The organism is Christiangramia flava JLT2011 (assembly GCF_001951155.1).
GTDB classification, from domain to species: Bacteria; Bacteroidota; Bacteroidia; order Flavobacteriales; family Flavobacteriaceae; genus Christiangramia; species Christiangramia flava.
Genome location: NZ_CP016359.1, coordinates 1,038,576 through 1,064,057 on the forward strand (window position 1 = coordinate 1,038,576; position 25,482 = coordinate 1,064,057).

At 39.8% G+C, this 25,482-nt stretch carries 17 protein-coding genes and 1 pseudogene; 8 read left to right on the plus strand and 10 right to left on the minus strand.

The window, feature by feature from the left end:
- The 5 genes and pseudogenes from GRFL_RS04405 (at position 1) to GRFL_RS18330 (ending at position 14,110) form a co-directional block, all read left to right on the plus strand.
- Positions 1–1,887, plus strand: a complete 1,887-nt coding sequence (locus GRFL_RS04405) for an OmpA family protein (protein WP_083643467.1) — start codon at positions 1–3, stop codon at positions 1,885–1,887.
- A gap of 1,095 nt (positions 1,888–2,982) precedes the next feature.
- Complete coding sequence (locus GRFL_RS04410; RefSeq protein ID WP_158091644.1) at positions 2,983–11,508, plus strand: PKD-like domain-containing protein; 8,526 nt, start codon at positions 2,983–2,985, stop codon at positions 11,506–11,508.
- A gap of 486 nt (positions 11,509–11,994) precedes the next feature.
- Positions 11,995–12,156, plus strand: coding sequence for an OmpA family protein (locus tag GRFL_RS04415; protein ID WP_083643469.1), 162 nt, complete (start codon positions 11,995–11,997; stop codon positions 12,154–12,156).
- A 640-nt stretch (positions 12,157–12,796) separates the two neighbouring features.
- Complete coding sequence (locus GRFL_RS04420) at positions 12,797–13,282, plus strand: hypothetical protein (protein WP_083643470.1); 486 nt, start codon at positions 12,797–12,799, stop codon at positions 13,280–13,282.
- 91 nt (positions 13,283–13,373) lie between these two features.
- A pseudogene (locus tag GRFL_RS18330) lies at positions 13,374–14,110 on the plus strand (DUF3891 family protein).
- A gap of 60 nt (positions 14,111–14,170) precedes the next feature.
- On the opposite strand, the gene GRFL_RS04435 reads toward GRFL_RS18330, so the two are convergent.
- On the minus strand, positions 14,171–15,319 hold the full coding sequence (locus tag GRFL_RS04435; protein ID WP_083643473.1) for a zinc-dependent alcohol dehydrogenase: 1,149 nt from the start codon (positions 15,317–15,319) through the stop codon (positions 14,171–14,173).
- 174 nt (positions 15,320–15,493) lie between these two features.
- Here GRFL_RS04435 and GRFL_RS04440 point away from each other — a divergent pair, with 174 nt between their 5' ends.
- The 3 genes from GRFL_RS04440 to GRFL_RS04450 all read left to right on the plus strand — a co-directional run bounded on the left by GRFL_RS04440 (position 15,494) and on the right by GRFL_RS04450 (position 17,449).
- Positions 15,494–16,531, plus strand: a complete 1,038-nt coding sequence (locus GRFL_RS04440) for a serine hydrolase domain-containing protein (RefSeq protein ID WP_083643474.1) — start codon at positions 15,494–15,496, stop codon at positions 16,529–16,531.
- 65 nt (positions 16,532–16,596) lie between these two features.
- Entirely contained in the window at positions 16,597–17,010 is a 414-nt protein-coding gene (locus tag GRFL_RS04445) for a hypothetical protein (RefSeq protein ID WP_083643475.1), read from the plus strand.
- A gap of 22 nt (positions 17,011–17,032) precedes the next feature.
- Positions 17,033–17,449 (plus strand): hypothetical protein, encoded by a 417-nt coding sequence (locus GRFL_RS04450; RefSeq protein ID WP_083643476.1) that lies wholly within the window; start codon positions 17,033–17,035, stop codon positions 17,447–17,449.
- Positions 17,450–17,522: 73 nt separating this feature from the next.
- On the opposite strand, the gene GRFL_RS04455 is transcribed toward GRFL_RS04450, so the two are convergent.
- The 9 genes from GRFL_RS04455 to GRFL_RS04495 all read right to left on the minus strand — a co-directional run bounded on the left by GRFL_RS04455 (position 17,523) and on the right by GRFL_RS04495 (position 25,473).
- The gene (locus GRFL_RS04455) at positions 17,523–19,127 is read right to left on the minus strand and encodes a type IV secretory system conjugative DNA transfer family protein (protein ID WP_083643477.1); all 1,605 of its coding nucleotides are present in this window, start codon (positions 19,125–19,127) and stop codon (positions 17,523–17,525) included.
- A 10-nt stretch (positions 19,128–19,137) separates the two neighbouring features.
- Positions 19,138–20,166, minus strand: coding sequence for a MobB family relaxase (gene mobB / locus GRFL_RS04460; protein ID WP_083643478.1), 1,029 nt, complete (start codon positions 20,164–20,166; stop codon positions 19,138–19,140).
- 5 nt (positions 20,167–20,171) lie between these two features.
- Complete coding sequence (locus GRFL_RS04465) at positions 20,172–20,525, minus strand: BfmA/BtgA family mobilization protein (protein WP_083643479.1); 354 nt, start codon at positions 20,523–20,525, stop codon at positions 20,172–20,174.
- A gap of 381 nt (positions 20,526–20,906) precedes the next feature.
- Positions 20,907–21,356 (minus strand): JAB domain-containing protein, encoded by a 450-nt coding sequence (locus tag GRFL_RS04470; protein ID WP_083643480.1) that lies wholly within the window; start codon positions 21,354–21,356, stop codon positions 20,907–20,909.
- Between the two features lie 68 nt (positions 21,357–21,424).
- Positions 21,425–21,772, minus strand: a complete 348-nt coding sequence (locus GRFL_RS04475; protein ID WP_083643481.1) for a single-stranded DNA-binding protein — start codon at positions 21,770–21,772, stop codon at positions 21,425–21,427.
- A 475-nt stretch (positions 21,773–22,247) separates the two neighbouring features.
- Positions 22,248–23,084 (minus strand): DUF4138 domain-containing protein, encoded by an 837-nt coding sequence (locus GRFL_RS04480; RefSeq protein WP_083643482.1) that lies wholly within the window; start codon positions 23,082–23,084, stop codon positions 22,248–22,250.
- Positions 23,077–24,000, minus strand: coding sequence for a conjugative transposon protein TraM (gene traM / locus GRFL_RS04485; protein ID WP_083643483.1), 924 nt, complete (start codon positions 23,998–24,000; stop codon positions 23,077–23,079). The genes GRFL_RS04480 and traM overlap by 8 nt, the downstream gene beginning before the upstream one ends.
- Before the next feature lie 20 nt (positions 24,001–24,020).
- Positions 24,021–24,638, minus strand: coding sequence for a conjugal transfer protein TraK (locus GRFL_RS04490; RefSeq protein WP_083643484.1), 618 nt, complete (start codon positions 24,636–24,638; stop codon positions 24,021–24,023).
- Between the two features lie 10 nt (positions 24,639–24,648).
- On the minus strand, positions 24,649–25,473 hold the full coding sequence (locus tag GRFL_RS04495) for a hypothetical protein (RefSeq protein WP_083643485.1): 825 nt from the start codon (positions 25,471–25,473) through the stop codon (positions 24,649–24,651).
- Positions 25,474–25,482 lie beyond the last annotated feature (9 nt).

Genomic DNA, 25,482 nt, shown 5'->3' on the forward strand with positions numbered 1-25,482 from the left:
ATGAAAAAACTTTACTTCATACTAATACTTCTAATCGCGTCGGTATCGATGCAGGCCCAAAGCGGAAAGCAAAAGAAGGCAGATAAACTGTATAACAATTTCGCTTACCTGGAGGCTACCGATGTTTACAAAGAACTCATCGAAGACGGCTACCAGGTTTCTGAAAACAGCAAAAAGCTGGGCGATGCCTACATGATGTTGCGCAGCCCTGAAAACGCCGTTCACTATTATGGTGATGTGATCGAAGAAGACAACATCGATCCCGAATATTATTATAAGTACGCTCAGGCTCTTCGTGGGGTGAAGCGTTACGAGGAATCTCGCACCTGGCTGAAGAAGTACCTCGAAAGTGGCAATTCTTCGGATGAGATCGAGAAAATGATCGAAAAAGACGAATACCGTCCCGGGATCACCTACAAACTTCAGTCTTCTCCTGAATTGAATTCAGAAGTAAGCGATTTTGGTGTGTTCGCAAAAGACAGTATGCTTTACTTCGTATCGGCACGCGCACAGGATAGTGATGTCGAAAAGAAAACCTACAGCTGGAACGGTGAACCGTTTCTTGACGTATACGTGCTGGATCAGAAAAGCGGAAACATTAGTCCTATTAAAGGTGATGTAAACACCAAGCTACACGATGGCCCAGTGGTGATATCACCTGATGGAAAAACCATTTATTTTACCAGAAACAATATCCTTGGAAATAAAGAAGGAAAAAAAGATAAAGACAGGACCAATAACCTGAAGCTGTATTCTGCAAGCTGGAAAAATGGAGAATGGACAGATGTAAAAGAATTGCCATTTAATTCTGATGATTATTCGGTAGGGCACCCCACTTTAAGTAAAGACGGTAAAACGCTCTACTTCGCATCTGATATGCCAGGCGGAATGGGTGGAACAGATATTTATAAAGTAAGTGTAGACAGTCTTTCCTTCGGAACACCTGAAAATCTTGGCGAGCCTGTAAACACTGAATTTGATGAGACCTTCCCTTTTATGGATACTGATGGCACCTTGTATTTTTCATCAAACGGGCATGCCGGCCTGGGACTTTTTGATCTCTTCCGCCTCGAAAAAGAAAATGATACGGTCATGAACCTTGGAGAGAGCATCAATTCCAACATGGATGATTTTGCCTATTTCCAGGTAAATGATTCCCGCCAGGGATACATTTCTTCCAACCGTGATGGTGGCAGTGACAATATTTATGTTTTTAATAAGCTGAATCCTTTAGTCCTGAAAGGAACGGTGACCGATGCCGTTAATGGAGAGCCTATAAGCCAGGCTACTGTTCGACTGATGGACGATGAAGATCACCAGATTGCTTTCCTGGAAACCGATGAGGACGGAAATTATGAAACCGAGGTCGCACGTGATCAAATGATTCCAATCGAAGCCAAGGAAATCGAATATGAAACTTTTACCGGTACCGTCAATACAAACGACAGTGATGAACAGGATGAAATGGTCTATGACATTCAGCTGAACCCTGTTCGTGATGTAGACTACCTGGCTGAAATTAATAATATCTACTTTGATTTTGACAAATCGAACATTCGCCCGGACGCGGCTCAGGAACTGGATAAACTGGTAGATCTTATGCAAAACGAATATCCGGAACTCGTCATCGAGATCAACTCACATACCGATCGCAGAGGGACTAATGCCTATAACGAAAAACTGGCCGAACGTCGCGCTAAATCAACTTATGATTACCTGATCTCTAAAGGAATTGCTCCGGAACGGATTGCAGACTACAAAGGTCACGGAGAAACCGAGCCGGCAATAGACTGTGACCGTTGTACCGAACAGGATCACCAATTGAACCGTCGCTCGATGTTTAAGGTCGTTCAAATGAAAGAATTAACGAAATTTTATAATGATTAAAGACCTGACAATTATTTTTAAAAGCTAAATTTAATTCCAAAACTTTGAAGGCCTCAAATTAAAAGTAAAAAGTTCCGGCCCCACACGGAACTTTTTATTATTTAAAAATGTTTAGTTGTAACCTTCCAAGGCATAATCTCCCTAAATTATGCCTTTTTTTTTATTAAAACATCTTACGTTGTAATCCATAGCAATTCCCTTCAATATGACTGGTGACGGAGCCTGAGCTTATCTCAATATGACCCAAAAAAATACCAGGTCTGTAGGGTCTCTGCTTTATTTTCTCTTCGAATTATGGACTAAAATCGTAATAGCTTTTAGGAAAATCTGACGGGAAAGAGTAATATACAAATAACTTAATTTTAATCTGGTGATTGCCTTTTCACGAAATTCCGGCTTCGTTTTCGTATGAGACTCATGAAATGAGGTAAAAAGTTATAACACAATCCATAAACACGATTATTAACTTGAAGGTCACAATTTGAGTTTATGATAAATGAATAGTCGAATTTCAGGAATATTAAGAACGGATTTGGACAAAATATTGGAGGGTTCAAAAATCTCCCATTAGAAGACTAAAATAAATTTGACCCATTAACCTCAATTTCTTACTTGTAATGTTGACCGAATAAATTGTAAATTGTCATTCAGTCGGATTTTTCTTTCGATTAAATTGATTAGAATAAAGGTGCTCAATTGAGCACCTTTTATTTAAGTAATTTCCTACAAATCAAAGTATTTCGTGAGTTTTTTCTTCAAGTTTAAAAAGTATTTTGTAATCTTGTCGATGCAACCCGAAATCTATATTAAATGGTTAACCATAACTATTATTTCGATCGAAACGATTCTCGGTCGATTTTCAATTCAAGGAATTTTTTTGGACAGTAATTTTCTCTAGTCAGTTTTTTCAACTATTAAATTACTCTATATAAAATTTCTATGCTCTGGTCTAATAGAATATCTTACTTCATAAGGTATATTTTATTTATTCTTACCTTATTTTATAGTTTAAATAAATTATCTGCTCAATGTAATACAACCCCTTCTATTTCAGTTTCGGCGAGTTCACTGGAAGTTTGTACAGGTGATGAAATCGTGTTCAGTTCTGAGCAAAGCAATGCATCGGGATGGAGCTCCACCTTTCAATGGAAATTGAATGGAAATCCACTTACTGGACAAACAAATTCCACCTTTTCTTCTTCAAGTTTAAATAATGGAGATCGTGTCAGCGTTGACGTCACCTTTACCTGCTCTGATAACACAGAGCTAATCTCCAGTAATCAATTACAGGTAACTATTTATGAAACTCCTACGGTTTCCGAAATCGATGATATTATTCTTTGTAATACCGAAAACTCCGAAGATGTTACTTTCTTGGGTAATGCTGATTCTTTTATTTGGAATTCTTCCAATAACGATATAGGCTTGAGTTCCTCCGGAAACGGAAACATACCCTCCTTTAAAGCAAAAAATACTGGGTATAGTCCTATTACCTCCGTTATCACCGTGACGCCTTATATCAAGGAGTGCCAGGGAGAGACAAAATCATTCTCCATCACTGTAAACCCTACGCCCACAGTAGAGAGGCCGGAAAATATAGGTATTTGTAACGGGGAGGTAGTCGATGCCATTAATTTTTCGGGCAATCAAACATCTAATATTCAGTATTTCTGGACAAATTCTGCCACCAGCATCGGTTTACCTAACCAGGGAACTGGTACGATTAATTCATTTACTGCTACTAATACAGGTAATAATCCGGTTACAGCCAACCTCACCGTTACACCGGTGGCTAATGATTGCCAAGGAGAAGCACGAAGTTTTTCAATCACAGTATATCCTACCCCAGAAGTTGATCAACCAGAAGACATTGTTGTTTGTAATCAAGAAACGGTGTCTGGAATAAATTTCACCGACAATGCAGTTGCGGGAAATTTATTTTATTGGTCTTCTAGCAACACCAATATCGGTATCCCCAGTCAGGGAATGGGTAACATTGATTCGTTCCAGGCCATAAATCCGGGGAATTCCGCTATAACTGCTACTATTACGGTAACACCAAAAGCCAATGATTGCGCTGGAGAAAGTAAAACCTTTACTATTACAGTCAATCCTACACCCACTGTAAGTGATCTTGATGATCTAACCGTTTGTAATGGTGAGCAAATTGAAAAATTTGAATTTTCTGGTAGTTCTGTTGCCGGAACTACTTATAAATGGACTAATGATAATCCTAATATTGGTTTATCTCAAGAAGGAACTAATGCCATTCCACAATTTAAAGCGATTAACAACGGATCGGATCCAATAACGGCAGCCATTGAAGTCACACCGCTCGCCAATGGTTGTGAAGGAGAACCTCGCAACTTTACCATTACGGTCAACCCTACTCCGTTTATCAATACCCCCGCGGATCAAACAATCTGCGAGGATAATTCAACCCAGCCAATAAATTTTTCCGGAAATACTGTTTCCAATACTCAGGTAAGTTGGACTAATGATCATCCGGAAATTGGGTTACCAGCCTCGGGCACGGGTAATATTTCTAGCTTTACTGGATTAAATCCCACTAATAAAACCATTCAGGCTACGATTACCATCATTCCGTCAGCTAATTCCTGCCAGGGAAGTGCGTCTTCATTTATTATAAACGTTAAGCCAAAACCAGAACTGGCCGCTCCAGATGATCAAACCTTATGTAGTGGTGTCAAAACGGAAACTCTTCCGCTTGGCCTTATACCCGGCAACACCACCTTTAGTATTACCGGTGGTAGCTCTATTGGACTGGCTGATCGCAGTAACCAAAATGAAATTCCTTCTTTTACACCAATTAATAATAGCGCAACTCCAATTTCAAAATCCATTAGTTTAATTCCTGTATCTGAAGGTTGTCAGGGCGACACAGTTACTTTTACTATTACCGTTAATCCAGCTCCTTCCATCACTATATCAAATGCGAATCCCACGATCTGTTCAGGATCGAACACAGCAATTATTATTTCCAGTCCCGTATCTAATGCGAAATTTTCATGGGAAATTCAACAGGTCACCCCTGCAAATAGCGTTATCGGTGCCAGTGAAGGCTCAGGAAATGAAATAAGACAGAGTTTAACGAACCAATCTGGTAGTCAGGCTAAGATCACCTATCTGATTTATTCCGAAGCAGATTCCTGTAGGATTAACCCAGTTCCTGTAACTGTAACGGTTAATCCTGTTCCAAACCTTAAAATCACAGAACCAGAAACCGTATGCGCTCCAGCTTCAATAGATTTAACCAGCAATGAGATAACGGCGGGATCTGATAGTAATCTGAATTTCTCGTACTGGACAAATTCTAATTTAACAAACCCGGTCAGTGATCCGAGCAAGGTATCTGCGGGCACCTATTATATTAAAGCCACCAACGAGTTCGGGTGTGAGATTTCAGAAAAAGTAACTATTACAGAATTTCCTTTGCCGGAATTAACTAGTGAATCGAATGTTGCTGGGTTTTGTTCGGAAACACCTTTTATATATGAATTCAACAGTTCCATCGTTGGAACGACTTTTAATTGGTCCAGACCCCAGATCGATGGAATTTCCACTCCTGCAAACAGTGATGAAGGTGATATTGATGAAGTCCTGGTCAATACCACTAATCATCCGATAACCGTAAAATATGAAGTTACATTAATTAGTCCGGAGGGTTGTTTGAATTCAGCTAGTGTTACCACCACTGTCACACCTACCCCAATCCTTACCAGTGATTTATCTCCAGGATCTATTTGTAGCGGCTCTCCATTTAGTTACAGCCCTTCAAGTTCTGTGAACGGGACCAACTTTAAGTGGACAAGGCAACAAGTGGCGGGAATATCTAACCCTGCAGCCAGCGGAACCGGAAACATTTCAGAAACTCTAGAAAACACTACGAATCAAACGCTTGCTGTGACATATCAATATCAATTGAGTTCTAACAATTGTACTAATCCACAAACCTATAGTATCACAGTTCCGGTTACTCCATCTCCACAAACGGAAGTGTATGCTTCTCAGAACGGCGAAGAAAAAGTTTCTGAAACCATCGAAATCTGCCAGGGAGGAAGTATCGATTTGTTTTCAGAGACGGCCATTCCTAATAATAGTGGCTTACCGACAGAAATTTTAAATGCCAACTTCAACAATTCTTCAAATAGCTGGACCACTAGTGGAAATGGGCAACGAAACTGGAACCGTGTGAATAACGGAGAAGTTGTGGACACCCAATGCGGGTATGTTTACGTAGGACCTAATTGGTGGAACTATGAGTACCGCTGTGAGGACATCGAATTGCATTCAAATGATAATTCCAGCTTCTTTCTGGTTAATAGTAATGCAACCAACGGTCGATTTAATACCGTGACTTTAACCAGTCCGGTATTTAGTACATCCGGGTATAATTCGTTATCCCTTTCCTTCTGGCACTATTACCGTGATGGTGGTAGTAGGCGAAATGATCCGCTCGATATCGGCCGTTTGGAATACCGAATTGGCAACGGGAATTGGAGAAGTCTTAATAATATAAATTTTACCTCCACAGAAGGTGGGCCCGATTCATTTGTACAGCGAACCATTGATATTTCCTCTCTTGTTGGAAATAACCAGGTTCAAATCCGTTTTAACTATGATGATGCCAATGGAGATTATTACTGGGCCGTGGATAATATTATTATAGGTGGAGATGGTAGCAGCCAGCCGGAAGTTACATGGACTACCAATAACAGCGACTGGACATCGAATCAGCAAAATCCTGAAGATGTATCCCCCCCCATTTCTACGATCTACACTGCCACTTATGTGGATCCGGATACAGGATGTCCGGGATCCAAATCGATCGAAGTGGTGGTAAAAGATCCTCCACAACCCGTTATAAAGGCAGATTATTGTGCTTATCCTAACGAACCCAATAAAATTCGCCTGTATGTTGAAGGGTCGTATGACCGTTATGAATGGACCAGCTCCGGGGAAACAATCAGTACTCAATCATCTATTGATGTAACCTCCGCGCAAGGCTACACCCTTCGGGTATGGGAAAATGGATGCGAAGGCAGTTCTTCCATTGATATCTCTGAAAATCTTATTGAGAATGGAGATTTCGAAGCAGGCAATACCGGCTTTTCTACGCAGTATAACTACCAGACTGACCGTGCTGGAAGACAGGATGAATTGGTTCCTGAAGGAACCTATGCTATCGCTCCTCATTCCAATCCTTATCATTATTCGTTTAATGATAGTGGTGACCATACAACAGGCGATGGTAATTTTATGATTGTCAATGGAGATCCTAACCTGGGAAATGTAGTATGGGAAACAAATGGATTTCTTGAAGTAAAGCCAAACACTGATTATTATTTTGGGGCCTGGACTACCAATCTCGTATCCCGTAGTGAGGCTGACAAATATGCCCGTCTACGTTTACAAATCATAGTTAGGAATGGAAATGGCCAGCAGGTAGCAGCGGAATCGACACTTGGGGATCTCAGATTTCAAAATGTCGGGGAATGGATCGAATTTTATAATTCGCAGGTATGGAATTCCGGAGATTATGAAGAAGTAAAACTTCGGATCATTAATGAAAATACTATTCGTGATGGGAATGACTTTGGAATCGATGACATCTCATTTGCCGAAATCAATGCTGTAGAATTTACCTTCGATCCACAAAATAATGGACCGATATGTCAGGAAGGTACCATTCAATTGAGTGCCAATCTGGAAGGTGGTCGTGATCCTATCACCTACCAATGGACCGGTCCAAATGGTTTCTCTTCTTCTGAGGCAAACCCGGTAATTGAAAATGCCACCACTGATAATTCTGGGGATTACCAGCTAAGTATTACTGATTTTTACGGATGTTCTAACGCGGTTAAAACTACTACCGTTGAAGTGATCCCGGAAACCATCGTGGATGCCGGGGAAGACCAGGAGGTTTGTGCGGAGATGCGATCAGTAGATCTAACTGGAAGTATTTCAGGTTCTGTTACTAGTGGTACCTGGAGCGGCCCCAATGGATCTTTTGAGCCATCGCCTAATAGCTTGGATGTTTCCTATTCCTTTTCTGAAGAAGATATTCAAATGGGATTCGTCGATCTGGTGCTGACTTCGGATGCTCCTCAAAGCCCCTGTGAAGTTAGCACCGATACGGTTAGAATTATTATTAATCCAACGCCTATTATCGAAGAACTCGTCATTGCCAATAACGAATGTAACGCAGGTTCTTCTGGTTCAGCTACTGCTTCTGTAATTTCTGGAACTGCCCCCTATACTTATAACTGGAGTGATGGTCAGACTGGTGAAACAGCAACGGATTTGGTTGCAGGAGATTACGAGTTAGTTGTTACGGATGCATTGGGTTGTAGTACTTCTCAGGCTTTTACCATACAAGATCCAAGTCCGTTGCAACTGATCACTCTTACTTCGGAAAATATTAGCTGTTATGATGCTTCAGACGGAATAATTAGCCTGGAAGTATCTGGCGGGAATCTCCCAGAGGACCCGGTGGTGTATACTGTAAAGATCCTGAAGGAGAACGGTGCGACACTTGCAGATCAATCAAATGCGGACGGGTATTTCGAAATATCTGACCTACCGGCAGGAGCATTTACTGTTTTGGTGTCCACGGAAAATGAGTGTAGCGTCATATCCAGAAATATTACCCTCATTCAGCCGGCTGAAATTGTTGTAAGTGCTGGTGAGGATATTAACCCAGACGAATGCGGAGTTTCCTCTGTTCAACTGAAAGCACTACCTGTCGATCCCAATTTGGGAAGTGGACAATGGTCAATTGTTTCAGGTGAGGGTGGCTCGTTTGAAGTTACAGGGGACCCATACACTCAGTTTTCCGGAATAGCAGGCGAGACCTATGAACTGGAATGGCAAGTTACTCCCGCCAATGGATGCGCCCCTATTTCCGATCAGTTGATAGTCACTTTAACCAGTGGATGCAGCAAACTCGATTTTGATGGTGAGAATGATTATGTCACCATGGGCGATCATTATGCACTAGATCAAAACTTCACCATTGAGGTATGGGTAAAACCAAACGGTATCCAGGGAATCCAGACCATTTTATCCAAAAGAAATGCCGCAAATATCAACGAGGGTGGGTACGATCTTATTCTGAACAATGGAAAACCGGAATTCAGGTATAATAGCCGCTCTGTTACATCACCATTTAAACTGGATACAAATAGATGGTATCACTTGTCGATTACTGGAGATGATTCTGAAGTAACGTTATTTATTGATGGTATAAAGATTCAGTCATTCAATAGTGAAAATATCATATCCCAATCCGCTCCCTTCCTTCTAGGCGCTATGTTTCAGGCAGATCAGCCGGCTAAACCTGTAAATTACTATCATGGTTGGATCCAGGAACTACGAATTTGGAACAAAGCACTGACCCAGGATCAGTTACATTTTATGATGAATCAAAAAATTCTGAATAACAATGGTGCTGTTCGTGGCGAAATCATTCCAATTAACATTCCAGGAAATATTTCCTGGAGTGATCTGCAGGCATATTACCAACTGGACATTGATGAATTGACAAATGGGGCGACTCCTGATGTTTCATCTAACCCAATCCCAGGATTGCTCCGAAATATCGAGACCCTTCAGGAAAATACTGCTCCTTTGCCATATATGCTGTACAATACAAGTGCTGGGGAATGGTATGACCAAAATTCCTGGGAACTTCCCTCCAGTCTCGATGGCAGAACTATTACTCAAAGGAATGTATGGGATCCGCCAAATAGTAATGGAGTAAAACCATCTGTAAAAATTGACTGGAATATTGTGATTCTAAAGAATAACATCAAAAATGAAGGCACTCCAAATGATAAAAATCATATCAAACTTTTAGGACTTTTATCTGAATCAGGAACCTTCCAAATGAACGGGGAGAATAATTTCAGTGGTAATGCACTAGAAATTTCTAATTACCTGTTGCTGAATGGTTACATTGATTTTAATGGTGAGTCCCAGTTACTACAACCAGAGGGCAGTATCATTGATATTCAAAGTAGCGGATATATAGATCGTGACCAACAAGGGACCAAGAACAGTTTTAATTATAACTACTGGACATCCCCGGTAAGTTCAATTGGTAACAAATCGAACCAGGGCTTTGATATCTACCATGTATTAAAAGATGGTGACGCAAATGATCGTGCTATTTCTTTTAATAATCAATACCATTACGCAGATTACAATTACAGCGGAAATTTACGCTTAAGCACCTACTGGATGTACGTTTTTCATGGTGGAGGCAATAACTATAGCGAATGGCATGGAATAGATCAGAACACGCATCTTAAGACCGGAGAAGGTTATACAATGAAAGGTACGCATGGCTTTGCTAACATCAGAGATATACAGAACTATACCTTCAGGGGAATGCCTAATAATGGGGATATATCTCTAAATATTTCTAAAGGTGAAAACAGGCTTTTAGGCAATCCTTACCCTTCTGCTATTGATGCAACAGAATTTATCAGAGATAACATCAAAGATGTCAGTGGAGGAAGAAATTCCAAAAATGTTTTCAATGGTAGTCTCTATTTTTGGGATCATTTTGGTCAACAAAATACTCATATACTGGCAGAGTATGTCGGAGGTTACGCGGTACTAAATCTTTCTGGAGGTATTCCTGGAGTATCCAACGATACCAGGATCAATAATAATGGCCAGGCAGGAAGTAAGAGCCCAAACAGGTTCATACCGGTAGGCCAGGGATTTTTTGTAAATGCCACAATCGATGAAAATTCTAACTATAACTTTGGGATAGACGGTGGCTTACTAACCTTCAAAAATAATCAACGGGTGTATGCCAGGGAAAATCCGGGAAATTCACAATTTCTTGCTCCCGAGCAAAACAATAAACTAGGAATTCAGACGAAGAAAAATACAAGTGATGTACGTCAAAAGATCCGGTTAAAATTTGAGTCCCCAAAAGGGTATCACCGACAAATTTTAGCCACGGCTGATCTAAACGCTTCCAAAGACTTTGATTTGGGTTACGACGCTCCATTGATCGAAAATAATAAGGAGGATATGTACTGGCTGATCGAAAATTCCAAATATGTTATTCAGGGAGTATCTGATTTTGAACCAGAGATTAAATTGCCAATTGGTGTTAGGATTGCTGAGAATAAAGATTTTTCAATAAGAATTGACAGCCTGGAAAACTGGAGAGCATACAAAGAAATTTTACTAGAAGATACAAAACTTGATTCGGTTCACAATTTGAGAGATGGTGAATATATCTCGAAAGATAGTATCGGGGAGGTTAATGATCGCTTTGCGATAATCTTTAAGTATCCGAACCTCGAAGAAAACGAGGATCCTTTACCCCAGCTTGATTCTAGACTTGATATAGGCTATTATAATGATCCGGATATCTTACAACTGAAAAATCCGGAACAGTTGGCCATATATGAAATTTTGATATACGATTTGACCGGTAAACTACTGAAAAGATATCAGGATATAACGCCGAATAAAGAAGTAAACATTAAAATGGAAGATGTTCCAATAGGTACATATATCATCAAATTGTATTCAGAGAATGGTGAACTGAATAAAAAGTTTTTAGTCAAAAAATAGAAAACTTTCTGGGGTGTTTATCATCGAGAAAAAATTAGAATTAGATCTCGTTAATTTTACTAATAGTCAGTTGTATTATCCTGATTAAAAATTTACTCCCTAGGATTTTCCGGATTTAAGTTCTCAGCAAAGATCACTAAAAACTTGATATTTATCATTTTAGAAGTGAGATACATTTAGAATGGAAATTCGTTCTGTTTGTTTTTTCATCAATCAAGTGGTTATCTCATCCTTTGTTCTACTAAAAACAAGTATTTTAGTTGTTAACTGGCTCCTCTATTATTGGAGAAGCCAGAAATATACTTTTCTGACCATTTCTATCATTTAAAAATTTTCGCCATTACCTCTACGAATGTAAGCAAGCCATTGTTCCTTGGCCATGATTGGAGTTCCATTAAGAATAATTCCTTACAATCAGAACGGAAATCATGAAACTGAGATTGCTAATAATTAAACGACTCCTAGTGAAATAAAAAAAAAACGAATATTTGTCCGGACGCTGCTCAGGAACCGGATAAACTGGTAGACCTTATGCAAACCGAATATCCGGAACTCTTGATCGAAATCAACTCACATACCGATCGCATAGGAACTAATGCCTATAACAAAAAACTGGCCGAGCGTCGTGTTAAATCAACTTATGATTAACTGATCTCTGAAAGAATTGCTCCGGAATGGATTGCAGATTATAAAGCTCACAGAGAAACCGAGCCGCGATTAAACTGTGTACGTTGTACAGAATAGGCTTACAGAATGAACCATCATTCTATGTTCAACCCATCTAAATGGAATAGTTTTGTAAAATGGAATAGTTTTGTAAAAAAATAATTTTGAGTAAATTTCAACTATAATTCAAAGTAGAAACCCCAAATTTTTGTCTGTACCCCTCACAGACAAAAAGGGAACCCATCAGGTTCCCTTTTTTTTACCAAATTATCGATATGAACCGATATAAATCTACTAACCTTAAGTTTTTGAATGAATTTAACAATTATACTTGAAGGTATTATAAGGTAAAAATAGTAATTAATAAACAATTATTCAATTCCCCTAGTAAATTTAATTAATAAATTTTTACATGATTTATTAATTAAATTAATTTTTTTTGCAGAAATCGAATGCATGGAATAAGATCAAAACTATTCATTTATATTAATATTGTTCCAAAGACAGCTTAAATCATGTATCAATCCAATATGTACATTCGATTGTTACTGAATTTTGAACCAATAACTGTAAAGGATAAGATTGACTGGTAGAACGTTGAAGCCACTTAATTTACAACAAAATGAAATTAGTTTCGAACGGAATCAAGGGAAATTTTAAACTATTCCATAAGGAGGAAGAAATTTGTGAAGTAATATATACTAACTGGCTAAAAGGTTCTGCATGTACCTTTATAGATGGCCACCAGCTAGAGCTCACTCCAGCCAACCTATGGACCAGGAGAGTAAAAATTTTAAAAGAGCTTCAGTTAATCGGTGATATCTCCTATAACCCGAAAGGATTTATTACCATCAATCTTTTCCGGAGAGATCAGACTCCCCACTCATTTTATTTAAAAAATTCAGGAATATGGAAATTTAAAATGGAGCTATTTGACAGTGATGGTCATTGCATCTTAATTATGAGTTCTGAAAACAAATGGAGTAAATTAAACTATGATTTCCATATTGATATTCTAAATTCGAATCTAACAATAAATTATAATGAACTGGTCATTTACTGCGGATATGCGGCAAATCTTTATTTAAAAATGATCAGCGCGGTATAGGCAGTTTTGTTATATAACTCCCAATATTACCTAGTCTACAATTTTGCTTTCGTTTCTTTGTAATGTCTTTTAAATTATCAAATGCTTTATCATGATAGTGAACCAGGTAAATGAAGGTTGGGAAATATTCTCACATTCCAGTCATGGGCTACTTGCCGGAAAAATAGCGAATGAAATTGAAGACCAATATAAATGTAACAATTGGGCTGCGACTTTAACAGCCATCATCGAACACGATGACAGGCAGTTGCATTTCAGTGAAAAGAATTACCTGACAGATCTGGGTACTCCTAGAGATTTTCTGTTAGAAAAGCGAAAAGTTGGAGAGATTACTGAGCGGTCAAATCGATTGTTACGGCAAGCAGAAGATAAATCTATATGGGTTGCCATGTTAATCATCCATCATTTGCAATTTATCTATAAAGATGTGGCGAAAGAAAAAAAACTCTGGCCACCTATCTTGATACTCTTGAAAGCAAGAAAAGAACCTACATGAAGTGTTATGGTTTGACTCAAACGGACGTTCAGAAAATGTATCAGCTTATGGTTTTTGCAGACAGGTGTTCCTTAATTCTCTGTCAAAACGCTATTCCGGCTATGCAACGATCTCTGGAAATCAATCATAGTATCAATAACAAAACCTATTGGATTCGGGAAAAAGAAAATGGTACTGTTCAAATAGACCCATGGATTTTTAAGAATGAACAATTTTCCGTCACAGCGGAATATAAATTGCTAGCCCAACCCTCTTTTGGCAGTAATAAAGAGTTTGAATCACTTTTAAATAAAAGCGATGTCAAAATCCGGGAATGGGTTATTGCTAAATAAGGTAAAAAATAATCCCGATGATGTATTATTCACCGGGATTATTGGCAACTGGTTTTTATTTTAAGGTTTTAGAACCACTTTAATACATTTATCATCTTTATTCCTAAACGTTTTATAGGCTTCCGGGGCCTCATCCAGACTCATGCGATGAGTAATTATAAAGGAGGGGTCTATTTTACCTTCTTCTACCTTCTGCAAAAGCGGCTCCATATATTTTTGCATATGAGTTTGCCCCATTTTTAGGTTCAAGGCTTTGTTCATTGCCATCCCAAAGGGTAGCTCTTTCACCTTTCCGACATACACACCCGGAATGGAAACATTCCCCCCTTTTTTACAGCTTTTAAATATTTGGGCCAGGGCGTTAGGTTGGGACATATCGAGATCTTTGTTAAATCCTTCTGTTCCATGAGCCTCTGCTCCTACTGCATCGATACAGCAATCGGGTCCTCGTCCATTGGTCATTTCCATGAGCTTCTCATAGACTTCATCTGCATCGACTGTTCTAATAACTTCAGCCTTCCCATATTTTTCAGCCATATTCAGGCGTTCTTCAATAATATCGATGGCAATCACTCTCTTTGCTCCAAACATCCAGGCGCTTTGGATAGCAAATTGTCCAACTGGACCACAGCCCCATATGGCTACCGTATCTCCATCTTTAATTTCCGCATTCTCTGCGCCCATATATCCAGTCGGAAAAATATCAGAAAGAAATAAGCTTTGCTCATCCGTCAACGAATCTGGTACTTTTACCGGTCCGATATCTGCATACGGAATGCGTACATATTCAGCCTGTCCTCCCGAGAACCCGCCAAGCATATGGGAATATCCAAAGAAGCCTGCAAGAGGATGTCCTAAATTTTCTCTACAGAGTTCTTCATTGGGATTGGAATCATCGCAAAGTGAGTATTCCTGACGATTACAATATTCACAACTACCGCAGGCGATAATAAAGGGAACTACTACTCGATCTCCTTTTTTGAATTTCTTCACATCCTTTCCCAGTTCCACGACTTCACCCATAAATTCGTGACCCAGGACATCTCCATCCTGCATAGTAGGAACAAGATCTCCATAAATGTGTAAGTCTGATCCACAAATAGCTGTGGATGTTACCTTAATAATGATATCTCCGGGATCTTCAATTTTTGGATCTGGAACATTATCAATTCTCACATCTTCTTTTCCATGATAACATAGTGCTTTCATAATTTGATTTTTTAGGTTGGTAAAAAGGTAGGAAGAGGTTGTATAAACTAAATGTTAAGTGCTCCCAAGGTTTTGTGAATGTTAGAATGAAAAAGACGCATAATTCTTAAAAAAAATTATTGAGTAATTTTGAAAAATGTCGAGAACCTAACTCTATTTAGCAACCACCACAACATGAAGAGAAAAAAAATCTTACAGGCGGTATTACTCATTGCGACAGCAATATCCCTATGGTTTATTCCCTGGCCTATCTTAAAAGCGTGGCTCACACCTAGTCCAAAATCCATTCAAGAACAGGTGGATAAAGTTCATGACTATGGATTTGATGGAATAATTGTGTACATAGGCAAGGGTGATGGTTCCTCAAAAATTTATACTGCCGGTTATAAAGACCGAGATTCCAAAGAGGCTGCAGATCCAAATTCCCTGTTTAAAATAGCCAGTGTCACCAAGCTTTACACTGCTTTAGCCATTACCAAGCTGGCTTATGACAACGAACTATCCCTAGAAGCCACATTAGGAGATTATTTTCCTGAATTAATAGGACGAATTGAAAATGCAAAGGACATTACAATTCGAATGATGGTACAGCATCGTAGTGGCATTCCTAATTACACTTCAGTAAATAACTATTGGGCTCATCCAAAGGAAACAGACCAGGAGAGACTTAGTTTAGTTCTTGATCTACCTGCCGATTTTAATCCTGACAGCGATTATGAGTATAGTAATACGAACTACTTACTACTATCCATGTTAATCGAGAAGATCACCAAGGAAAAAAAATTTGAATATATCCAACGAACTATTCTTACTCCATTAAGGCTTACCCATACCTATGGATCTATTCATGATGTCAGGCTCGATGATGTAATGAGCGGCTATTACGAAGGTTATCAGGAGGATTTAAAAACAGATGATACCGGACTGATGTTAGCTACTGCAGAGGATTTAGGCAAATTTATAAGAGCCTTAAATGACGGAACAGCTTTTCGGGACCAACAGGAGTTAGCACTATACACTTCCCTGTATAAATTTGAACATACCGGACTGATTCCAGGTTACCAAACGATTGCCAAATACCATCCCGATTTGGATATAGTGATGATACAGTTTACAAATACGGTCAATTTCGATGGATACAACTGGAGTTTACATGAAATCATGTATCATAAAATCTTAAACATTTTGAAACGACAGGAAAAATCAAATTAAAAAACCCTACCTCATCTTCGGTTATCATTTGGAATATTTCCTATTTTTGTTGGAAATAATCCAAGATGAGCTTACATAATAGAAATGGTAATACCATAGAGTACCGGCAATTTCAAAAGCCACAGAATTTATTAGGAGAAGTTGAATTTGATTATTACTTCACTGCGAAGAAAGCCTGGAGATCATCAGAAATTTTTTTATCTCTCTGGACTATAATAGTTGATGAGCAGGGATATGCCTACGGTTTATTAACACGCCATCACGGGCATTTTGAGCCCTGGAAAGAAGTGATTTCCAACAGAATTTGTCAACATTTAGCACATTTGGGTTATGATAATCTGATCATACGAAGAATTACACGGGACTTAATAGTCGAAAAGGAAGGACATCTTATTTCATCAAAGGCAGAATGCGTGGGTGACAGGATCGGCATTGATGGAAGCAACAATTTATATATCCGAAAAGATCGTTTTTCTTAAATAAAATATTTATTTTAACAACATGATTATTAGGCTACTACCATTCATCATTCTGTTGCCTTTCCAGCTTACCGCTCAATCGTTCACCTCGAATGCAGTGGAATATAATTCTTTGCATCATCATGATTCCTTTCTGGAATGGACTGATCATTTAATTGAACTGGAAAAAGACCGCATTATTATTACGCGTTATAGTGATCAGGCCCAAGGCCGGAATGTATGGAAAATTACTGACCGGGAAAGTTTTGAATACCATTCGGGGTCTCAGGAAATCTTTCACGTCCAATCGATGAGTAGGGATTTTTCCGAAATGGGGAATTTCCAATTCATCTACAATACCGAGGGAAAACTCCGAACGATCATACATAAAAAGGCTCCATCTATCTCCCATATTTTTCAGGATTCCCCCATGGTTACGGTTAAGTATTTTATAAACTGAACGCTTTTTTAGTGACCCTCGCAGCATCTTTTAGAAATTCGCACTATTTCAAAACCATATTTTACTTCCATGATCAATCTGGATCCGAAGAAAACAATTGATTGATATCCTCAAAAATTTGATCATAATATTTCTTTAGGTACTGTTCACTCTTCCCGGATATTTTCAAATTATTTTTTGAACGGCGGTGTAGTTGGAATTTATACGCCGCTTCTTTACCATCCTTAAACACGACGAATTCCCCAGTCTGGAGATTAAAAAAACGACTGGCTCGGATTTTTGAAACTTCTCGTTCTCCGGTGGTCACACGTGTATCAAAATCCAGACTATGACTTCTATTGATGCTCTTGGTTGGTTGTTTGACCAACTCAAAAAAGCGTTCATAATACCTTGCAGTATCGGGATCATTGGCTTTGCCAAAAAACTGGTAGGACAGGTTACTAAGAATAGCTTTACTCGCCTTATCACCATACATCAGATCATTCTGGATCTTATCCTGCATCACATAAACCGTAGCAATATCGTAACTCCGAAGTGTAGCAGGGATTCGATGCATATTTAAAAGTCGAATGGTCGGTGCCTCTTCCAGCAGGATAAAGGAAGATTCCTGTCCTCGCACGCTCATTTGTTTGATTACCGTATGCATAATCGTAGCGATCACCGGGCTGTAAGCCGCATCATATTTTGGGTTATTGATCACGGAAATCACCGCTGGGTTTTCCGGATTGTTCACATCCAGGGGGACCTCATCGCCAGAGAGCACATAAAAAATCTTCTCAGTAGTAATTTTTTTGAGAGCATTGGCCAGCGTACTTCTCACACCTGCGGTTTGCCGGTCGGAATCCTTCCCCTGTATGAAAGCACTGGCCATGGCTTTAGATGTATGATCCCCACAAAGAAATGCCACAAGACTCTCCGTATCCAGTAGCTGGTATAACGCAATTAAATGCGGCAAGGTACAATATTGCGGATAGTCCGTACGTAATCGCCAGATTATTCCGCCTATCAGACCTTCTGCGGCATCGTTAAAAAAGCGGGATGTCCCAGAATTTCCAATTTCTTTAAGTTCCAGTAGATTCTCCAGCAAAACCCTGGACACCTCGTTGACACTTTCCTGACTGGGCAGGTATCGTGGTGCAATGGGGTTTACTCTATGGATGAGCTTATCAAAAGAAATAATGAAGAATGGAAGATGACCATCTTTAAAGAGCGGGTAGGCTATTTCGGTTAGTTCAAAATCCTTATAATCATGAATGATCCCACAGAATTCGTATTTGCTGAAATGCTGTAAAAAGGGATACACGATACTTTCAGTTTTTCCGCTTCCGGCTGCTCCGATTATAGAAACACCTCTCCTCACATTTTCAATTGCAAATTTACCTTTGGTTGTTCGGAATACTACTCGATATTTTTGATCCTTTAGATTATAAAATTGTTTCTCATGAAATGCGAACATCGCGGTATTAATCAACAGTAAAGGACAGCCATAGCATATGATCACCAGGAACTGTTGTTCCTCCAACGGATATCTCAAGCTGATCAGCCACAATAGCATAAGGAGCACCACCAGGTTGAACCAAAACCCGTATTTAGAATATTGAAAAACGACAAAAAACCCTCCAGCTGCAAAAAACCAGAGTGCCAGGATAACGAGTGGATGAAACAGATCTATGGTCATAACGCTTGGTTTAAATTCCTATTCCCGATGATTTTCCGGAGATTTCCAAACCTCTTTTCAGAAGCTTAAAGGTCTTCAGGGCTACTTGTACTTTACTGGTAGGGATGGATGGCAGGTTAGGAAAGCCACTGGCTCGCATAAGGCTAAAGGCCAGTTTTTTTTCCGGGGTGGGCAGTTTTGATAATTGCTGGAGAAAACTTTTTGGGTTTTGACGCCATAGTTTTCTACTGTGGTAGGAATCTCCAAAGTTCCTGTGATATCCAAATTGTTTATCGAATACTTTTTCTGCTTCCTGAAAGAAGCGATCCCTATCAAATCCTCGATGGACTATTTTCCCATTCATCGTTACCTGAGAGGCTTTGTAGGTACTCCCCGGAGAGAGGCTGTAGCGATTAGAGGCATCCTTCCGACTAATGATAATATGAATATGTTGTTGATTACCTTCTTTGAGTGTTCCCTGAACGATACGCTTTCCATTTAACTGGTGGGGCGCTGCCCCTTCCAACTGATCCATCTCTCGTTGGAGCACCTTCAGGTTCCCGGTACTTTCCCCGTGGCTAATGCGTCGCATCTCATTCTTAAGCTCTAAAATTCGGGTGGCATAAGGTTGGTTTTCTTTTATTTTCCAGTCATGACCTTTATAGGTACGTACTGTTTCCAATTTGGCAAAATACTTCAGATCATCTACCTGCACTTTTCTACCCTCTATTTGGCGATTGAAACATTCTGCATACTTTTTCATGACTTCCCTGGTATATTCTTTTAGCTGGTCTGGTGACTGCAGGTGTTTCAGTTCATTTTGACTAGGGTTGAGCGTTATGGAATAAAATTTCGGTTCCGAATTTTTAAGTTTTGCGGTATTCCCATCAATTTCACGGACAACGGTTTCGGCGCTTATCTGATCATGGGTCTGATTAAAAAAATATTCCAGGTCTGTGTGATTTTTCCCTTCATTTTCCTTTTCGAGATACTGGACGAATCCGCTGCAGCTTTTGGGAAAGGCACCGCCTATTTTCTGAGGTGAAATGGTGATATACATAGAACTTAGGTATTATCGATAATTTTCTTTTCACGGAATTTTGGTTCTGATTCGGAATGGGTTTCTTCAAATAATGATTGCAACATAAGCGCTGTTGGTTTTGTCTGGCTTTTTTCAATACTGCGAATAATAGCCACTAAAGCATCTATTCGTTTTTTCAGGTTTTGTTCCAGTGTCTGCATATGCGGCCCCAGTTGTTCTTGTGGAGAAAGCTTATTCCGTTCAAAAAATTCAAGCATCAGCAGTAGCGTTTCAGACTGAGAGCATCCCAGTTGCCTGGCATATTTTCGAAATCTTTTCCCTACTGAGGCTTTGATCTTAAAGGTTTCAAAGGGCTCTTTACGGTATGACCTATCCATTTTTTTAGTAAAAAATCAACGAAGGAATCAGGCCTTGCAGGAGTTTTTAGTAAAAAAGGTTATGATCGTTTTAAATGGAAACAACCACATCAGCATCTAAGAAACTTATAATCAGTTACTTAAATAAAGGGTCAAAAATGTAACATCGCGCAGCGTGTTACCCTCTTGCTTATCCTTTTTCCCCGGCGTGCCGGATGAAAAACCTTGCGGTCCAGACCTCAGCCTGTCGCTTTTTAAATTCCCGTTGAATTATTCAACATGATTAACAGCCTTTCGAGAGTCAGTAAGAAAGGCACTAAATTGTGAAGATCGGAATGATACAAAGTATCTAAATAAAGATACGTTTTTTAAATAAAAAGCCGGTAAGAACCGGCTCATTATTTACAGTATTCCTTCATCTGCGAAGGAGAAATACTCGCTGTAGGGAGAAATAATCAGGTGATCGAGGAGTTTAATATCCAGAAACTCGGCAGCTTTTTGAATTTTCACAGTTAACGTGCGATCGGGCATACTGGGTTTTAAAGTGCCGGAAGGATGGTTATGAGCCAGGATCATAGCGGTCGTCATGGATTTAAGTGCAACACCAAAAATGATTCTGACATCCACCAGGGTACCGGTAATTCCTCCTTTGGAGACTTCAAAAATGCCTTTTACCCGATTGGCGTTATTGAGGAGCATTACCTTAAAAGATTCCTGTAAGTATAGCTGATCAATATCCCAATTCTGGTAAAACAAATCGGAGGCGGATTGCGAGGACGTAATTTTCGGGGCCTCTTTCATGGACAATTTCTCACGGTATCGAATAGAAATTTCATTAACTTTGGTTTTCATAGTTTAATCTTTATAGGGTTAAATGAAAAGAGGGCAAGATGTTGGGTCAAGCCCTCTTTTTTTAATTACTATTCCGCAGCGGAATTTCCTCCTAACAACAGGATTTCACTAACCACGATTTCAGTCACATATTTAATGGTTCCATCTTCGGCCTCATAGGATCGGGAAGTCAATTTTCCATCGATGGCAATTTCCTTACCTTTACTCACATATTTCTCTACGATCTCTGCGGTTTTGCCCCATGCCACGAGGTTATGCCACTGGGTATCCTGCATTTTTTCTCCTTTGGAGTTTCGATAAAAATCATTGGTAGCCAAAGAAAAGTTGACCACTTTCTTTCCACTTTCAAGGTTTTTAATTTCCGGGGTGTTTCCTACATTCCCAATTAACTGAACATTGTTTCTAAGCGTACTCATAACTAAAAAATTTATATTAAACATTGATTTACTTATTGTATCCGGAGCGTTTCCCATTTTGTATTTTCCGGATTTTATTTGCCTATTGGAGTTTGAATTCGATTTCATGACCATTATTTTAGATTTACTTCCCGTAGTGCCGTCGCTGTTCCCTTTTTTGTTGCAGATACAATCACAGGGTTTAGAATTAGGTAGCACTTATAAAAGCGAGCCTGCAAGCGGCTTATGCAGTGCGTCTAACTTCTAAAGCCTGGTATCTTTGCGAACCAAAAAAGGGAAAGAGGGACTTCGCCCGGAGGTATGCTAAAAGTCATGGAAGAGTCTTCAAAAGCAGGCAGTAAAATTCCTGTTATAATCTAATTGAGTGGATCAAGATATATCATACCGGTAGGTCCCCATTCCGAATATAAAACCCGAAATGCCAGTAACCTACGCCGCCATTCCGGGTCATTTCAAACCATCACACAAAACGGTGCTATTGAGGCAAAACCTTTTTAAAATGCCTAGGATACAAATTGAGTCTCACTTCCCGGGATCCGTTCTTTTCAAAGAGGCTGAGTTGGAGTTTATAATTTGATGGGATGGTAAATTTTGGTAGTATGATAATGAACCGCTTGTTGTCCCCCGCCGCTACTGTATCCGGAAACGAATAGGTTTCCAAAATTTTTAAAGGGATGTTTTGGGAAGATTCCCGTTTTCCCTGCTTCCTGGTCATACGGCTCACAAATAGGCGATCCGGTTGGTAGCTGATCGCCGATTTATTTTCTATTTCAAGAATACAAAAGAACCTTTCCTCGTGCAAGATCATGGAGGAGGTTCTAAGAACAATACCAGCTTTCTGGCTGCTACGCAGCCTGCCGTTCGTGCTTTTTAAAAATCCTTCAGCAACCGATTTCCAGTTGGCAGTATCTTCCCTGGCAGGTAATGAATCACGCTTCTGATCCAGGGGAATAGCTGAGCCAACAGCATCTTTGGAGCGAAAAAAATGCAAGTATTGTGGAAGCTGAGTTTTATATTTCACATAGTAAGAATAGATCAGGTTCTGCTGATCTATCACCAGCAGGTTTGTTTCTGTCCCCTCCAGGGCCTGGAGCAAACCAAAATGTTGTAACCGATCCTTATTATAGGTAAAGATCGCCTGTGAATTTCCAGTTATCGCCTGTCGTATCGGGAAGGGAAAAAATAGTGCCACCTGGTTTTGATCATTCGCATACAGGGTGTCTGAGATTCGCGTTTCCTGGGCCTGAAGTGGAATCCACCCTAAGGCCAGCTGTACGACTACCCATACCATAATTTGAAGTTTATTATTCATAAGATTGATTTTTAAGATCGCGTTTTAACAGAAGTGTATACTGACTTGGAATACTCACTTTGACCTGGCGATTACTTTTTCGGAACAACCTACTTATCCCATTGACTTGTGGGAGACTGGGAATATTAATTTCATCAATGGCATCGTCCAGTATTTGTCGAGAAAGATCGGCCCTAAAATTGTTTTCGGTATATATCCCTTTATTACCATCTGCCAGATCATAGGCCTGCAAAGTGACGGGGTGATGCTGGATATATTCAATGTTCAGGAACACGCGGTTCGGCCCGAAGCGAACAAAGGCATAAATGGGAGTAAGCCTTTCGTACCATGTCCCTTGAATCACCATGGCGGTATCCAACCGCATCCGTACCCGTGAATTTTCTCGTACTATATGATCGCCATCAACAAATACTCGTATCGCCTTGTCAGGATTAGAACCAGGCATATTTGCATGGTTTATCGCAAAAAAGCCTTCCTGAACCAGTGCCAATACCTCGGATGACACATCGGGTCCAACTTTTATAGAATCCTTTAAAAGATTCTTATCCATACCATCCGAGGTTACAGGCACAGAATCTCGCTGTTGTTCGGTATTAAATGACCAGGACTTCATGGTCCAGGAAAGACTATCCATAGACTTGTCACGCTCCTCGGCTTCCGGCAGGGAGTCGATATTTATGTCTTCGTACAGGCTCGGTGCGGTCAGCGGTTTGCGCGCTTCCAAATCATTAACCGCTTGAATCCGGGATTGATATGTTCTGTCAGGCTCCTGAACTCCTGGAACCTGCGGATTAGAATCCAGGTTCTTGTCTGAATCCTGATCACTGGCAAACATCATCAGGTAATAAGCGATGATAAAAGCGAGTATACAGACCAGCACAGATCCAAAAACCACTTTCTTTTTGTCTATTTTCATTATCAACGGGTTTTATATAGTTAGGGATTCAGTTTTCGAAGACGCTTTTCAAAAAAGTCCGTGATTAATAAGCCATGGGTATTTTTCGGGAACTGTCGTTCTACTGGAAGTAATTTTCCTGTGGTAATCAGTTCATACGTATCTTCCACACTCCCCCTATTGATTCGAAAAACCATACGGGTTCGGAATGGATAAGGCAGAGTATCCAGACTCACTTCCGAATAAATTGTATCGATCTCCTGTACGAGTGCGTATTGGATGATTCGATTATAGACCCCATCCGATTTTTTTTGTCGATATACATTATCCACCGAGCTATTCCCCAACCAGAGCGCCTTCTCCAGATTTTGTTCATAATTACCGGGAGACAAACCATAGAAGTACTGATGAAACAGTTGCAGGTGTGCCTTGGCTTCCACTTCCAGGTTATCCCTGCGAAGTTTCCAGGCCAGGGGAATCACTTCTCCACTGGTATTGATGGCAAATGCATGTTCTACCACCTCACGATGCATTTTATAGACGAGATAAGAGGAAAACATACAGGCACAAAATGCTCCGATGCTCACACTGATACTAATCATTCTATTGAGTCCTAAAACCTGGTAGATATTTCGATAAATTGATGTCTTTTCAGCCATAAGGATATGATTATGAAGTAAACAAGCGCAGTGTAAAGGAGGTCGCCCGTTTATACAGTTTAAATTTCAGCAGTATGATAAAGCCTATAGATCCAGCTTCTATGAGGTTAAGAATAACCTGATTATCGGAAGGACTTCCGACCAGGTGGCTCCAGAAGTTTGTATTGATCTGGCCATACAGCGCATTCACGAATATATTCACCAGGAAAAAGGCCGGTACCAGCATATACACTGCTACATACAAACGAAAAAAGGAATAAGCCATTGACCGAAATCTTTCAAAAGTGGAAAGACTTATGATGAGTGGAAAAAACACCTGCATAATTCCTAGAATAAAAAATCGTTCTGCCAGGAACAGCGGGTATATAAAAAGGTCCAGCATCCACAGAAATATACTGAGTATAAAGGATAGCATTTTAACGGAATAAAGCGGTGTAAGCAACGCTTCGTAAAGCGCCGACATCGCCTTGGTCATAACATCCAGGACTCCGGGATCATTTTCGATTTCCAGTTCATTAAGGTGTAATGGAATTAAAGCCGGAGCCGTATCTACAAATCGGGATTCGATACTCACCAGTACCTGGTCCAAGAATCCAAGGATCTGGGGTGCACTAAAAACTAATAAGATCACGGTGATATTCCGAACCAGATCCATCGGGCGCAGTCCCCAGGTTACTCCATTTTGCTCAGTCATCCCCTCCTGGTATTTTTTTAAAATATTAATCAGGAAGAGCAGTACCGCAAGACTTTTCATTCCCACTAGCGTATATTCCATAAAAACATCCGTTTTTATAGTTTCAAATACTGCATTGATGTATTCTAAACCTATTTCCATGATCTTAAA